At 73.2% G+C, this 14,545-nt stretch carries 13 protein-coding genes; 3 read left to right on the top strand and 10 right to left on the bottom strand.

Annotated elements, in window-relative coordinates; all coding sequences use genetic code 11:
- Positions 1–178 precede the first annotated feature (178 nt).
- Both MSA03_RS08425 and MSA03_RS08420 read left to right on the top strand, forming a co-directional pair.
- Positions 179–1,660: an APC family permease gene (locus MSA03_RS08425; protein ID WP_028497203.1), complete on the top strand. Its 1,482-nt coding sequence runs from the start codon at positions 179–181 to the stop codon at positions 1,658–1,660.
- Positions 1,653–2,387 carry a helix-turn-helix domain-containing protein gene (locus tag MSA03_RS08420; RefSeq protein ID WP_147050416.1) on the top strand — a complete coding sequence of 245 codons (735 nt, stop codon included), beginning with the start codon at positions 1,653–1,655 and terminating at the stop codon, positions 2,385–2,387. Before MSA03_RS08425 ends, MSA03_RS08420 begins: the two co-directional genes overlap by 8 nt.
- A gap of 415 nt (positions 2,388–2,802) precedes the next feature.
- Here MSA03_RS08420 and MSA03_RS08415 read toward each other — a convergent pair whose 3' ends face one another.
- The 5 genes from MSA03_RS08415 to MSA03_RS08395 are packed head-to-tail and all read right to left on the bottom strand — an operon-like array spanning position 2,803 to position 8,869.
- A complete protein-coding gene (locus tag MSA03_RS08415; protein WP_147050414.1) occupies positions 2,803–3,783 on the bottom strand; it encodes a Gfo/Idh/MocA family protein in 981 nt (326 codons plus the stop codon).
- Complete coding sequence (locus MSA03_RS08410; RefSeq protein WP_147050412.1) at positions 3,780–4,613, bottom strand: sulfurtransferase; 834 nt, start codon at positions 4,611–4,613, stop codon at positions 3,780–3,782. Before MSA03_RS08410 ends, MSA03_RS08415 begins: the two co-directional genes overlap by 4 nt.
- Before the next feature lie 43 nt (positions 4,614–4,656).
- Positions 4,657–7,554 carry an ABC transporter permease gene (locus tag MSA03_RS08405; RefSeq protein ID WP_147050410.1) on the bottom strand — a complete coding sequence of 966 codons (2,898 nt, stop codon included), beginning with the start codon at positions 7,552–7,554 and terminating at the stop codon, positions 4,657–4,659.
- Positions 7,551–8,273: an ABC transporter ATP-binding protein gene (locus MSA03_RS08400; protein ID WP_147050408.1), complete on the bottom strand. Its 723-nt coding sequence runs from the start codon at positions 8,271–8,273 to the stop codon at positions 7,551–7,553. Before MSA03_RS08400 ends, MSA03_RS08405 begins: the two co-directional genes overlap by 4 nt.
- Entirely contained in the window at positions 8,270–8,869 is a 600-nt protein-coding gene (locus MSA03_RS08395) for a PadR family transcriptional regulator (RefSeq protein ID WP_028497123.1), read from the bottom strand. The genes MSA03_RS08400 and MSA03_RS08395 overlap by 4 nt, the downstream gene beginning before the upstream one ends.
- A gap of 140 nt (positions 8,870–9,009) precedes the next feature.
- Here MSA03_RS08395 and MSA03_RS08390 point away from each other — a divergent pair, with 140 nt between their 5' ends.
- Positions 9,010–9,582 carry a DnaJ family domain-containing protein gene (locus MSA03_RS08390; RefSeq protein WP_147050406.1) on the top strand — a complete coding sequence of 191 codons (573 nt, stop codon included), beginning with the start codon at positions 9,010–9,012 and terminating at the stop codon, positions 9,580–9,582.
- A gap of 6 nt (positions 9,583–9,588) precedes the next feature.
- On the opposite strand, the gene MSA03_RS08385 is transcribed toward MSA03_RS08390, so the two are convergent.
- The 5 genes from MSA03_RS08385 to MSA03_RS08365 form a co-directional block, all read right to left on the bottom strand.
- Complete coding sequence (locus tag MSA03_RS08385; RefSeq protein ID WP_147050404.1) at positions 9,589–10,740, bottom strand: cystathionine gamma-synthase; 1,152 nt, start codon at positions 10,738–10,740, stop codon at positions 9,589–9,591.
- Positions 10,737–11,729: a pyridoxal-phosphate dependent enzyme gene (locus tag MSA03_RS08380; RefSeq protein ID WP_147050402.1), complete on the bottom strand. Its 993-nt coding sequence runs from the start codon at positions 11,727–11,729 to the stop codon at positions 10,737–10,739. The genes MSA03_RS08385 and MSA03_RS08380 overlap by 4 nt, the downstream gene beginning before the upstream one ends.
- A gap of 161 nt (positions 11,730–11,890) precedes the next feature.
- Positions 11,891–13,060, bottom strand: coding sequence for a thiolase family protein (locus tag MSA03_RS08375; protein ID WP_028497119.1), 1,170 nt, complete (start codon positions 13,058–13,060; stop codon positions 11,891–11,893).
- 1 nt (position 13,061) lies between these two features.
- Positions 13,062–13,733: a 3-oxoacid CoA-transferase subunit B gene (locus MSA03_RS08370; RefSeq protein ID WP_028497118.1), complete on the bottom strand. Its 672-nt coding sequence runs from the start codon at positions 13,731–13,733 to the stop codon at positions 13,062–13,064.
- Entirely contained in the window at positions 13,730–14,482 is a 753-nt protein-coding gene (locus tag MSA03_RS08365; protein WP_147050400.1) for a 3-oxoacid CoA-transferase subunit A, read from the bottom strand. Before MSA03_RS08365 ends, MSA03_RS08370 begins: the two co-directional genes overlap by 4 nt.
- Positions 14,483–14,545: the final 63 nt, after the last annotated feature.

Below are 14,545 nucleotides of genomic sequence, written 5' to 3'. Positions count from 1 at the left end.
CGTGGACCGTCGTCGTTGCCCGGCGGTCTCGCCCGTGTGAAACCTCCCGGCATCCCGAACGGGACGCCGCGCGCGCGGTGTCTCATTCGGACGACACGAACGCGAAACATGGCGGTAGTCGCGGGGCAACGGGGTCTCGGTAGCGTCGGCCACGCGCAGATCCAGAGGCGGAGGCCCCATGACAGCTCTCGAGCGCGCGATCGCCCGCCCCGACCCGGTCCACGAGTTCGCGGCGACGTCGCCCCTGGACGGCCTCGAGCGCCGGACCGTGGGATTCGCCGACGTCCTGGCGCAGTCCGTCGCCGCCGTGGCGCCCGCCGCCGCCGCGACCACCGTCATCCTGCTCGTGGCCGGCGCCGCCGGTGGCGCGACGCTGCCCGCGGTGGCGCTCGCCACCGTGCTCGCCCTGCTCGTCGCGGGGACCGTCACACAGTTCACGCGGCGCCTCGCAGCGAGCGGATCGCTCTACACGTACGCGGCGCGCGGGCTCGGCCCGACGGCGGGCCTCGCGACCGGCGCCGCGATCATCGTCGGGTACGCGTTCATCTCCGTCTTCGCGCTGCTCGGCGGCGCGCACTACCTGTCGATGCTGCTCGCACGGGTCGCGCCGGGGGTTCCGGCGCCGCTCGCCGCGATCGCCGCGCTCGTCGGCGAGGCCGCGGTGCTCGCGGTCGTGCTCGTGCGCGGCATCCGGCTCTCTGCGCGGATCGCGCTCATCGTCGAGTCGGTGTCGGTCGCGCTGATCGTCACGCTGCTGACGGCGCTCCTCGTGCAGATCGGGCCGTTCGACATCTCGGCGATCCTCCCGCCGGGCGGGGTGTCGGTCTCGGCTGTGGCGGCCGGCGCCGTGCTCGCGCTCACCGCGTTCGTCGGGTTCGAAAGCTCCGCGACGCTCGGAGTGGAGGCGCGCGCGCCGCTGCGCAACATCCCCCGCGCGATCGTCGGGACGGTACTCGTCGCGGGTGCGCTGTACCTGCTCGCCGCGTACACGCAGGTCGCCGGGTTCGCGGCGATCGGCCGCGACCTGGTGACCTCCGCAGCTCCCATCGACGAGCTCGCCGGCGCGTTCGGCCTCGCGCCGTGGGCGGCGGCGGCCGACGTGGGGATCGCCGCGTCGTTCCTCGCGTGCGCCATCGCGTCGACGACGGCGCTGACCCGCGTGCTGTTCGCGATGGGCCGCGACGGCGTCGGGCCGCACTTCCTCGGCCGCACCCACCCGCGGCACCGGACGCCCATCGGCGCCGTGTGGCCTACCGTCACGGCGATCGCCGCGCTGCCGGTCGTCATCGTCGCGCTGGGCGTTCGCCCCTGGGATGCCATGGGTGCCGTCATCGTGATCTCCGCGGTCGGCTACATCACGGCGTACGCGATCGTGTGCGCCGCCGCGCCGGTGTTCCTCCGCCGCATCGGCGAGACGACCGTCGCGGCCACGGTCGTCGCGGCGACCGCCGCGATCGCGATCGTCGGCTGCCTCGCGGTCTACCTCGTGGTCGAGGCACAGCAGGGAAATCCCGGCGTCTGGATCTCGCTGGGCCTCGGCGGCCTCGCCGGAGCCCTGATCGCGTGGCGGCGCCGCAGCGGCGCCCCGCTCGACGGCATCGGCGGGTACGACGAGCCGACGGCATCCCATGTCCTGGGCGGGGTCGCGCGCGATGGGTGAGCCGGCGGGAGTGGGCGACGCGGCGGGCGGGCCGGGCGGGGGCGCCGACCGGGGCGCAGCGCCGACCCTCAGCGCGCGGCAGCCGCGCGCGATCCACAGTGCGCTCACGGTGCTCGAGGCGGTCGCGGCGCTCGGCGCCGGCGTCACGGCGCGCGAGATCTCCCTCGCCCTCGGCCTGCCACGGGCCACGGCCTACCGGCTGCTGAACCTGCTGGTCCAGGACGAGTACCTCGTCCGCACGCCCGACCTCGCGGGCTTCGCGCTCGGCGCGAAGGTCATCCACCTCGCCGCTGCGGCCGCGCCGGTCCGCATCCCGCGCGCGGCGCGCGACATCGTCGAGGAGACGCGGCGGCGGGTGCGCGGCGGCGTCCACCTCGTCGTGTACACGGAGGGGCGCATCGTCGTGGCCGACGCCGACCCCGACTTCCCGCTGTCCGACGAGCAGCGCCTCGCGCGTGAGCCGGAGAGGTTCGCGCTGGGACTCCTGCGGGACGTGGACGCCCGCCCCTCGTCCGCGCCGGACGCCGCCGCGGACCTGCGCACCTACGGCGTCGTGCGTCGCGCGGGAGCGACGTCGGGATGCCTCGCAGCGCCGATCCGCGATGCGTCCGGAGCCCTCGCGGGGGCCCTCGCCTACTCCGGGCCGCGGCGGCGCGTGGACGATCCGGCGGAGACCGCGGCCGTGCTCGTGGCCGCCGCGCGGGAGCTCGGGCCGCTCATCACCTGAGCGTGGGCGGGCGCGGGCGCGCGCTGGGATTGGGGTCAGTTCGTGCCGCCTCGCGGGGGCCGAGGCGGCACCAAGTGACCCCCACTCGTGAGACCTAAGGCGGCGCGCTGGGATTGGTGGCAGTTCGAGCCGCCTCGCGGGGGCCGAGGCGACGCGAAGTGACCCCGAACTCATGGCAGTTCGCGCCGCCTCGCGGGGGTCGAGGCGGCACCAAGTGACCCCGACTCGTGAGACCTAAGGCGGCGCGCTGGGATTGGGGTCAGTTCGTGCCGCCTCGCGAGGGTCGAGGCGACACCAAGTGACCCCAACTCGTGAGGCCCAGGGCGCGCCCTGGATGCGTGGCAGTTCGCGCCGCCTCGCGGGGGCCGAGGCGGCACCAAGTGACCCCAACTCGTGAGGCCCCGGCGGGCGTGAGTCAGTCGAGGGCGCGGCGCCAGTCCTCGAGCAGACGCGCGATGACGCGAGTCTGCGCCCACGGCATCTCCGGCGCCTCGGTGCGTCCGTCGCGGAGCGCCGCGATGACCGCATCCGCCTCGGCCCCCATCGGGTTCAGCGTCTCGGCCGTCAGGTGCTCGACCGTTCCGTCGGGCCGGCGCAGCACGGCGGCATCCGTGCTCTGCTGCCGGCTCCCCCACACGTTGGGCACCTCGATCTCACCCGACGTGCCGACGATGCGCGCGGAGCGCGGCAGGTCCTCGACGATGGCCGTGCGGACGCGCGCCGTCACAGCGCCGAGCTGAAGAACAGCGGATGCCGTCTCGTCGACGCCGGTGTCGCCGACGGTCCCATCTGCACTACGCACCCGCGCGCCTTCGAGGGACTGCCCCGCCCAGGCCGCGACGCCGACGGCGAGGGAGACGGGGTAGCAGCCGGCGTCGAGGATCGCCCCGCCGGCCACGGCGGGGTCGAAGAGGCGGCCCGAGCGTTCGGTCGCCGTGAACCCGATCGTCGTGACCACCTCGGTGACCTCTCCGATCGCCCCGTCCTCGATTCTCCGGCGCAGCAGCTCGGGGAAGGGGCCGAAGCGGTACTTGAACGCCTCGACGAGCGGGAGGCCGGTGCGGGCGGCGACCGCGCACACAGCATCCGTGTCGGCGGGAGTCGTCGTCAGCGGCTTCTCGCACAGCACGGCCTTGCCCGCCTCGAGGGCCGCGATCGCGAGTTCGCCGTGCGTCGTGTGGACCGTGCCGATGTAGACGGCGTCGACGTCGTCGCGCTCGAGGATCTCCTCGTAGGTTCCGGCGACGACGGCACCGTGCGCGTCGGCGAAGGTTCGGGCGTCGGCCGCGGAGCGGGCGCCGACCGCGTGCAGGTGGCCGAGCGTCGCGTGGGTCAGCCCGTTCACGAAGTCGCGGCTGATGGCGCCGGCGCCGAGGATCGCCCAGCGCGCGGTCACGGCTGCGCTCCCGTCGCGACGGGACGGCCCGGATGATTGGACCACTGGCTCCACGAGCCGACGTACAGTGCAGGGTCGAGCCCGGCGCGCTGCAGCGCGAACACGGCGTGCGCGGCCGAGACACCGGAGCCGCAGTACACGCCGACGGGGCCGTCCGCCTCGAGGTGGGCGACGCGTTCGCGGAGCGCCTCCGCGGGCAGGAATCTGCCGTCCGCGTCGACGTTCGCCGCCGTGGGGAGATTGAGTGCACCCGGGATGTGGCCCGCCTGCGGGTCGATCGGCTCGTTCTCGCCGCGGTACCGCTCTGTCGCGCGGACGTCGAGGAGCGCGCCGTGCGCGGGGAGCGCCGCGGCCTCGTCGATCGTGAGCTGCGGCAGATGCCCGGGCGCGAGCCTCACCGTGCCAGGCACGGGAACGACATCGCCGGTCTCGAGCGGCAACCCGGCGGTCCGCCATGAGCCCAGCCCGCCGTCGAGGAGACGCACGTCGGCGACACCGGCGTCGGTCAGCATCCACCACGCGCGAGCCGCGCCGAAGGACTGCCAGTCGTCGTAGACCACGACGGTGTCGCCGTCGTTGAGGCCCCAGCGCCGCGCGGCGGCCTCGAAGTCGGCCGCCGCGGGCAGCGGATGCCGGCCGTCGGCCGGTTCGCCGTGCGCGGGCAGCTCGTCGTCCAGGCTGACGTATACCGCGCCGGGAATGTGGCCGGAACGGTAGGCCTCCCGACCATCCGGCGCGTCGAGCCGCCAGCGGATGTCGAGGACGACCGGCGGTCGCTCCGATCCGAGGAGGTCATCGAGCTCGGCGGGGGTGATCAGTTCTGCGCCCATCCTCCGAGCGTAGGCCGCGACGCCCGCGTCGGCGTGCTGACCGTCAGGCGATCGCGGTCCGCCGGGTGAGGTCGGGGTCGCGCGGTGGCACGAGCCACGACACGAGCGCAATCACCGCGGGCAGGCCGAGGGCGAGCACGACGAGCCACAGCCACGGCATGTCGCCGAAGGACGGCGGGTTGTAGATCCGCTCCGACGCGAGGGCGACACCCCAGACGGGGAGGATGCCGGCGACCGTACCCGTCACCATGCCGAGGCCGGCCACGATCGCGGCCTGCCAGAGCGCGATCCCCCGGCGCAGCCGGCGGGTGCCGCCGACGGCGGCGAGCGTCGCGTCGTCGGGTCGCCGCTCGACGCGCGCGAGCCCGAGCGCGACGCTCGAGGCGCCGATGACGAGCACGGCGGTCGCGCCGACGGCGAGCCACATCCAGGGGGCGGCGTCCGGCGGGCCGGACTCCAGGTGCGGCCACATGCCGACCTCGCCTGTGCGCGACAGGGTGTCCGCCTCCTGCTGCAGGCTGTCGACCTGCGCCGTCGTCAGCGGCACGTCGTAGGTCGCGATGACCGTCCAGTTGCCGGAGCGGAGTCCCCAGCTGTCGGCGAGTTCCGGGGCGATGAGCACCGAGACCTGGCGCTGGGGCTGATCGCGCCGGATCGCGGCGACCGAGACGACGTCGGTGGGGGCCTCGGCGACCTCGGTCTTGGCGAGTCTCTCCTGCGTTGAGAAGGCCACCGCCACCGTGCCATCGTCGCGGATGTAGTCGGGATCGAGGACGAGGGCCGCGCCGTCGCGGTAGGCGGCGAGCTCCGCCGTCGACAGCTCCTCCCCCGTCACCGCCTCCAGCTCCGTCGCATCGACGATGCCGAGGTTCCACCACGGTGACTGGTGCCACCGGCAGTCCGCGATCTCGAGCTCCTTGCACTGGTCCGCCGCGAGCGCGGCATCGATGTGCTCCATCCGCGGGAAGGCCAGGATGTCGTCCGGGTTGAGCAGCGTGCCCGTTGCATCCCATCGCCCGGTCCCGGCATCCCACACGGTGCCGAGCGTGCCCGGACCGGCGGACTCGAGCAGGCTCCGGGCGGTCGCCTCCGCGTCGATGTAGACGCCGCGCGACGCCCCCGCGCCGTCGTCCTGCCACCCGGTCACGACGGTGCCGACGGCGAGGTGCTGCCGGTCGATGTCGTCCATCCAGCCCGCCACCGAGACGCTGCCCACCGGCGCGGCGTAGGTCCAGCCCCGCTCGGCCTGCTTCGTGACGAGGGCGATGGACCCGAGCGAGGCGGCTGCCAAGAACGCGCAGGCCGCGATCGCGGCGAAGGCCGGGACGATCCGGCCCGGGTTCGCCGCGGCATCCCGGCTCGCGATCCGCGAGGCGAGCCCGAGGCGGGAGAGCGGCCGTGCCAGGAGCGAGATGAGCCAGTGCCCGCCCAGCATGACGCCGACCTGCAGCAGGATCGGGCCCAGGATGATGCCGATGATGCAGATCGTGCGCCGGCCGTCGTCGCCGCTGACGAACTCCTCGGCATTGATCGCGGCGAGCCAGAGCGCGCACACCGCTGTCAGCCCCACGCCGGCCGCGATGAGCAGCACGCCCCACAGGGGGCGGTCCACGCGCACCCGCGCCGGCCGGCGCGACCCGCGGAGCGCGGCGATGACCTCGCCCTTCGTCGCGGCGCGCGCCGGCGCAATGGCCGCGATCGTCCCCACGATCACGGCGAAGGCGATGACGGCGGCAAGGCCCCACCAGGGCACGTGCACGCCCTGGAACGCGGTCGTCGACCCGTCGTCGAAGAGATGGAGGAACAGGATGCCGAGCCCGATGCCGGCCGCGGACCCGACGATGCCGCCGACCCCGCCGAGCACGGTGCCCTGCAGCAGCACGACGCGGAAGACGTCCGCGCGGGTGGCTCCCACGCTCGCGGCGACGGCGAGCGCGCGCTGCTGCCGGCGCGCGCTCACCGAGAAGGCTGCGCCGGCCAGGAGGACGACGAGGTACCCGGCGAAGGCGGCGGCGGCGCCGATGAGCCAGACCATCGACAGGGCGAGCGCATCCCCCGACGCCCAGGGGTTCGCCATGTCGCCCGGCGCGACGAAGAGGTCGCGGTCGAAGACGATCATCCCCTCCCGGTTCAACGCACGGACGTCGTCCGGGGTCGGACTCCACTCCGGCAGGTACCAGACCGTGCTCGAGACGTCCTCCTGCAGGGCGCGGTTGGCCGGCGTGCCGGGGAGGAACACGACTTCGGCGGCATGGGGGTCTTCGGCGCGCTTGAGGACACCGGTCACGGTGTAGGTCGCGACCGGCTCGGTGAGCTCCAGCCGGTCGCCGACCCCCACGCCCAGACGCTCGAGGGCACCGGGCGAGACGACGACCTCGCTGTCGCTCGCAGGAGCCCGCCCCTCGATCAGCTCGAATCGCCCGCGCAGCACCGACGCCGCGGCATCCCCGATCACGGCGGTCATCGCGCCGATGCCGCCCGCCGTCTCGGCGGTGACCCGCCCCGCACCGATCTCGATGGCGCCGGCTGGGAGGAACGGGCGGGCGCTCCCGTGGGGCGGCAGCTCCTCGTTGATGAGCTCACCGGTCTGCTCTTCTCGCGCGACATCCCACCAGGTGGGCTCGTCGAGGTACTGCGTGAGCGACGGGTCCGGGCCGTGCACGATCGACACCCAGGCGTCCGCCCCGCCGAGTTCGGCGCGGATCCGCTCCTCCGTCGTTGCGACGTGGCCCATGCCGAACACGATGGCCCCCGCGACGAGGGTCATGGGCAGCGCGATGAGCGCCACGACGAGCAGGCTCGAGGCCCAGCCGCGCAGCGACTGCCGCCGGGCGAGCCGCAGGTCGGCGCGCAGGCGCGGCCAGATGCTCGGACGGTCGGGGCGTGGGTCGGCGGCCGGCGCGGCGGGCGGCGCATCGGCGCGCTCGAGAAGCCCGGTCACGGCGTGCCCGCCAGCAGCGTCTCGGCACCATCGCGGCGCGACTGGTCGACGATACGGCCGTCGCGGAGGAACACGATGCGGTCGGCCCACGCGGCGTGCCGCGCCTCGTGGGTGACGAGGATGCCGGCCGCCCCCTGGTCGACGCGGGAGCGGATCATCTTCATGACCGCCTCGCCCGTCACCGAGTCCAGTGCGCCGGTGGGCTCGTCGGCGAGGATCAGCCGGCGGCCGCCGACGACGGCGCGGGCGATCGCGACGCGCTGCTGCTGACCGCCGGAGAGGTCGTCGGGGTAGGCCGCGAGCTTGTCCTCCAGCCCGACCGACGCGAGCGCGTCCCGGCCGGCGCGCCGGGCGACGCGTGCCCGGAAGCCGTCGAGCTCGAGCGGCAGCGTCACGTTCTCGAGCGCCGTGAGCGTCGGGATGAGGTTGAAGTCCTGGAAGACGAATCCGAGCGAGCGCCGCCGCAGCTGCGCGAGCTGACGAGCGGATGCCGTCGAGAGGTACGTGCCCTCGACGATGACCTCGCCGGTCGTGGGCTTCTGCAGCCCCCCGGCGATCGACAGCAGCGTCGACTTGCCCGACCCGGAGGCCCCCATGATGGCGACGAGCTCGCCCCGCTGCACCGTGAGATCGACGCCGGAGAGCGCGGAGACCGACGTCGCACCCTCGCCGTACTGCTGCGTGACCCCGGTCAGCTGCAGCACCGGCGCGTCGGTCATGCGCCCGCCTCCGTCTTGACCGGGCGTCCGCGCTTGGGCTTCTCGGTCGACAGCTCGAGCTCCATGGCGTGCTGCGGGTGCAGCGCGAGCCGCTGCTCGGTGTGGTCGAGCCAGCGGATCTCCGCTTCCGCCGTGAAGATCATCGAGTCCACGACGAGCGACCACGCGAGCTCCTCCGGCCCATCGGGATTGGCGCCGGCGTACTTCGCGCGGTTGAGCTCCTGCAGCTGCCGCAGCGATGCGAGGCGCTGCGTCTGGATCACGTCGCCCACGTCGATGCCCGGCAGGGTTGCGGCGACGGCGAGCTTGATGGCCAGCTCGTCGCGCGTCCCCTGCGAGCGCTCCACGGGCGAGGCGAGCCAGGCGCGCACCTCGAGCCGGCCGGCATCCGTGATCTGCCAGTACACGTGACCCTGCTCGTCGACGTCGCCCTTCTCGACGAGCCCATCGCGCTCCAGCCGGTCGAGGGTGTTGTAGATCTGCCCGACGTTGAGCGGCCAGGTCGAGCCGGTGCGGCGGTCGAACTCCGTCCGCAGCTGATAGCCGTAGCACGGCCCCTGATCGAGGATGGCCAGCAGGCTCTGTCGCACCGACATCATGACTCCGTTCATGGACACGCGTTCATGCATACCGCGTATGTGATTTCTGAGTATATACATACGCGGCATCCCATCGTCCAGCGCCGGGTCTCGCGGCGCGTCGTACGCTGGAACACACGGCGCGGAGGGAGACGCGGATGGGCGAGGATCCGAGACTGGATGCCGCCCGCTATCGCGTCGACAAGCTCCGGCGCGAGCTGGGGGAAGACCCGGATGCCGACCAGAAGCCGGCGAACGAGACGACGGATGCCGCGGCTCCCACCGCGCACGAGCGGGCGCTGTACGTGGAGACGGCGATCCAGCAGGCCATCCGCCGCGGCGACTTCGACGACCTGCCCGGGTACGGCAAGCCGCTCGAAGGGCTCGGGGAGAGCCACGATCCGGACTGGTGGATCCGGCGGAAGATCCAGACCGAGAAGCTCACCGGGCTCGGCCCCGCCGCCCTGACGCTGCGCACCAAGCACGCCGAGTTCGCCGAGCGGCTGGACACTCTCGCGCGTGAGGGCGATGTCCGCGAGTACGTCGAGGACTTCAACCGGCGCGTCATCGAGGCGCGGCGGCAGCTGCAGGGCGGGCCGCCGGTCGTGACACCGACGCACGACGTCGAGGCCGACGTCACGGCGTGGCGGGAGTGCCGCGCGGCGCGGCTCGCGGCATCCGCTCCCCCGCCGGAACCGCCGCGCACGCGTCGCTGGTTCCGGCGGCGCTGAGCCGGACTACGCGCCGAGGGCCTGCTCGACGTCGGCGAGCAGATCGTCGACCGACTCGATGCCGACCGACAGCCGCACGACCTCGACGGGCACGGCGGCTTCGGTGCCCCGCACCGAGGCGTGCGTCATGGCGTCGGGGTAGTTGACGAGCGACTCCACGCCGCCGAGCGACTCGGCGAGCTGGAAGAGCCGCGTCGACTCCGCGAAGCGACGGGCTGCCGTGCCGCTCTCCAGCGCCACCGAGACGATGCCGCCGAAGCCGGACATCTGCCGGGCCGCGAGCTCGTGGCCCGGGTGCGAGGCGAGCCCCGGGTAGTAGACGCGGGCGACGCGATCCGAGCCCTCGAGGAACGCGGCGACGGCGGCGGCGTTCTCGCTGTGGCGCTGCATCCGGACCGCGAGCGTCTTGATGCCCCGCGTCGTGAGCCACGCGTCGAGCGGGCCGGAGACGGCGCCGGCGGCGAACTGCAGGAAGCCGATCATCTCGGCGAGCGCATCGTCGTTCAGCACCAGGCCGCCGCCGACGACGTCGGAGTGCCCGCCGAGGTACTTCGTCGTCGAGTGCACGACGACGTCGGCGCCGAGGGCGAGCGGCTGCTGCAGCGCGGGCGTCGCGAAGGTGTTGTCCACGACGACGAGCGCGCCGGCCTCGTGGCCGATCGCGGCGAGCCCGGCGATGTCGGTGATCCGCAGCAGCGGGTTGGACGGCGTCTCGACCCACAGCACCTTCGGGGCGCTCTCCTCGAGCGCCGCGCGAACGGCATCCAGGTCGCTCATGTCGACGACCCGCAGCCCGACCCCCCACGGCCCGAGCACCCGCGCGATGAGGCGGTGCGTGCCGCCGTAGACGTCGCTGCCGAGCAGCACCTCGTCGCCCGGCTGCAGCGCGGCGCGCAGGAGCACGTCCTCTGCGGCGAGCCCGGAGGAGAAGGAGAACCCGTGCGCGCCGCCCTCGATCGCGGCGAGCTGCGTCTGCAGCGCCGTGCGCGTCGGGTTGCCGCTGCGGCCGTACTCGTAGCCCCCGCGGAGGCCGCCGATGCCGTCCTGCGCGAACGTCGTGGAGAAATGCACCGGAGGGATGACGGCACCCGTCGCGGGGTCGAACTCCTGCCCGGCGTGGATGACGAGGCTCTCGAAGCCGCGTGCGTACTCGGTCATGTGAGGCTCCCGGTGGTTTCGGTGGTGGTCGACTCGGTGGCGAAACCGCGCTCGCGCATCCACTCGTCGTCGTACAGCTTGCTGAGGTACCCGCGGCCATGGTCGGGCAGCACGACGACCACGACGGCATCTGCCGGCAGGTCGCGGGCGACGCGCAGCGCCGCGACGACCGCCATGCCCGACGACCCGCCGACGAGGAGACCCTCTTCGCGCGCGAGCCGCCGCGTCATGGCGAACGACTCGGCGTCGCCCACCCGCTCGTAGCCGTCGACGACGGTGGGGTCGAAGGTCGCGGGGTAGAAGTCCTCCCCCACCCCCTCGACGAGGTAGCCGTGGATCGGGCCGCCGGAGTAGATGGAGCCCTTCGGGTCGGCGCCGATCACGACGACCTCGCCGGCGGAGGCCTCCTTGAGGAAGCGTCCCGTGCCGCTGATCGTGCCGCCGGTGCCGACACCCGCGACGAGGTGCGTGACCTTCCCGTCGGTGTCGCGCCAGATCTCCGGACCGGTCGTCTCGTAGTGCGCGCGCGGACCGTTGAGGTTCGCGAACTGGTTCGGCTTGAAGGCGCCCGGGATCTCGGCGGCGAGCCGGTCGGAGACGCTGTAGTACGAGTCCGGATGCTCCGGGGGCACGCTCGTCGGGGTCATCACGACCTCCGCCCCGTACGCCTTCAGCACGGCGACCTTCTCACCGGCGAACTTGTCCGGGACGACGAAGATCATCCGATAGCCCCGCTGCAGGGCGATGAGCGCGAGCCCGACGCCGGTGTTGCCGCTCGTCGGCTCGACGATCGTCCCGCCCGGCTTCAGCTGCCCGGAGGCCTCCGCCGCCTCGATGATGTTCCGGGCGATGCGGTCCTTCGCGGAGCTCCCCGGGTTGAAGTACTCGACCTTCGCCAGCACGGTGGCGGCGATCCCGTCGGTCACCGTGTTGAGACGGACGAGGGGGGTGTTGCCGACCATGTCGGCGATGTGTGATGCGTAGCGCACGAGGATGTCCTGTGATGTGGTCGCGCACGCAGAGGCGCGACGGGCTGTCGGTTCGTCGGAGGCGCGCAGAAGCGCTCAGCGACAACACTGACAGGTGAGGAGCATGAAGTCACCCTAGCCCGTCGCGCCCGGGTGGCACCCCGGACGTCGTCATATGACGCTCAGCGCTCGAGGACGACCGCGAGCCCCTGCCCGACGCCGATGCACACGGCGACGACGGCGACGCCGCCGCCCCGCGCGACGAGGTCGTGCGCGGCGCGGGCGATGACCCGGCCGCCGGAGGCGCCGAGCGGGTGGCCGATCGCGAGCGCGCCGCCGTGCGCGTTGAGCTTGGCGGGGTCGAGGTCGGGCCAGCCGGCGAGGCACGCGAGCGACTGCGACGCGAACGCCTCGTTCAGCTCGACGACGTCGACCTCGGCCCACGTGCGGCCGGCGCGCGCGAGCGCCTTGTTCGCCGCCTCGATCGGCGCCGTGGGGAAGTCGTCGGGGTCGACGCCGTGCGCGGCACGCCCGGTGATGCGCGCGAGCGGCTCGGCGTCGATCGCGCCCTCGCCGCCGATGAGCACGGCGGAGGCGCCGTCGTTGATCGAGGAGGAGTTGCCCGCCGTCACGGTGCCGTCCTCGGCGAAGAGGGCGCGGAGGCCCGCGAGCTTCTCCACCGACGTGTCGTCGCGGATGCCCTCGTCGCGGGCGAGCTCCGCCCCGGGGACCTGCACGATCTCGCCGTCGAAGACGCCATCGGCCCAGGCCTGCGCGGCGAGCCGGTGCGAGCGGACGGCGAACTCGTCCTGCGCCTCCCGGCCGATGCCCCACGTGCGCGCGGTCTTCTCCGCCGCCTCGCCGTTGCTGACGGTCCAGTGCGTCGGCAGCTTCCGGTTGGTCATGCGCCAGCCGATCGCGGTGTTCCACATCGTCTGGTTGCCGACGGCGGGGAACGGCTTCGCGGACTTCTCCACGACGAACGGCGACCGGCTCATCGACTCGACGCCGCCGGCGAGGACGAGATCGGCGTCGCCGGACTCCACGGCGCGGGATGCCTGGATGACGGCCTCGACGGACGAGGCGCACAGGCGGTTGACGGTCACGCCGGTGACCGTCGTCGGCAAGCCGGCCAGCAGTGCGCCGAAGCGCGCGACGTTGCGGTTGTCCTCGCCGGCCTGGTTGGCGTCGCCGAAGATGACGTCGCCGATGCGGGCCGGGTCGATACCGCTCCGCTCGACGATGGCCTTCATGACGACGGCGGCGAGGTCATCGGGCCGGACCCCGGCGAGCGCGCCGCCGGCCCGGCCGAACGGCGTGCGGACGGCGTCGTAGATGTAGCTGGTTCCCATGTCAGCGGTTCCCTTCCGTGAGGTCCGCGCCGGTGGCATCGGCCAGCACCAGGCCGGTGAGCTCGGCGAGCGAGGCGACGGTGTTCTCCCCGAACGCCTCGCGCACCGCGAGCCCGTCCGCCGTCACATCGAAGATGCCGTGATCGGTGTAGATCCGCGAGACGCAGCCGACGCCGGTGAGCGGGTAGGTGCAGGATGCCACGAGCTTGGACGAGCCGTCCTTCGCGAGCAGGTCGGTCATGACGTACACGCTCTTCGCGCCGATCGCGAGGTCCATGGCGCCGCCGACGGCAGGGATCGCACCGGGCGCGCCGGTGGACCAGTTCGCGAGGTCGCCGGTCTCGGAGACCTGGAAGGCACCCAGCACGCACACGTCGAGGTGGCCGCCGCGCATCATGCCGAACGAGTCGGCGTGGTGGAAGTACGCGGCCCCCGGCAGCGCGGTGACCGGCTGCTTCCCGGCGTTGATGAGATCGGGGTCGACGTGCGCGGCATCCGGTGCCGACCCCATCCCGAGCAGCCCGTTCTCGGTGTGCAGGATGATCTCCTGGTCGACCGGGAGGAAGTTCGCCACGAGGGTGGGCGCACCGATCCCGAGGTTGACGTACGACCCCTCGGGGATGTCTGCCGCGATGCGACGCGCGAGGTCGTCGCGGCTGATCCGGGTGCTCACTGGTCCACCTCCGCTGTCGCGTCCCCGTGCGGACGCCCTTCCACATCGACGCCCCCGACGAAGGCGCCTCCCTGCAGCCACGCGCGCTCCCCCACCGCGACGACGCGGTCGACGAAGATGCCCGGCGTGACGACGGTCTCGGGGTCGATGCCGCCCAGCGGCACGACCTCGTAGACCTGCACGATCGTCGTCGTGGCCGCGGAGGCCATGATGGGCCCGAAGTTGCGGGCGGTCTCGCGGTGGACGACGTTGCCCCATCGGTCGGCGCGGAGGCCGCTGATGAGGGCGAAGTCGGCGCGGATCGGATACTCCAGCACGTAGTCCCGGCCGTCGATGGTGCGGGTCTCCTTGCCTTCGGCGAGCTGCGTGCCGACCCCGGTCGGGGTGAAGAACGCGCCGATGCCGGCGCCGGCGGCGCGGATACGTTCGGCGAGGTTCCCCTGCGGCACGAGCTCGAGCTCGATCTCGCCGGCGCGGTAGAGCCGGTCGAAGACCCAGGAGTCGTGCTGGCGCGGGAAGGAGCAGATGATCTTGCGGACGAGTCCGCGGTCCAGCAGCGCCGCGAGCCCCGTGTCGCCGTTGCCGGCGTTGTTGTTCACGACGGTCAGGCCGCCCGCGCCGTGTGCGATCAGGGCGTCGATGAGCTCGACGGGCTGGCCGGCACGCCCGAACCCGCCGATCAGGATGGTCGCGCCCTCGGGGATGTCGGCCACCGCGGCGGCGCCATCGGGCACGGTCTTGTCGATCACGCGCACTCCTCACTGATCTGAGCGTTCCGCGAAGAATGTTCGCTGTGCGAACGCCCGTTCGCT

The organism is Microbacterium saccharophilum (assembly GCF_007992455.1).
Classification (GTDB): domain Bacteria; phylum Actinomycetota; class Actinomycetes; order Actinomycetales; family Microbacteriaceae; genus Microbacterium; species Microbacterium saccharophilum.
This window is presented reverse-complemented; position numbering and strand designations above follow the sequence as displayed.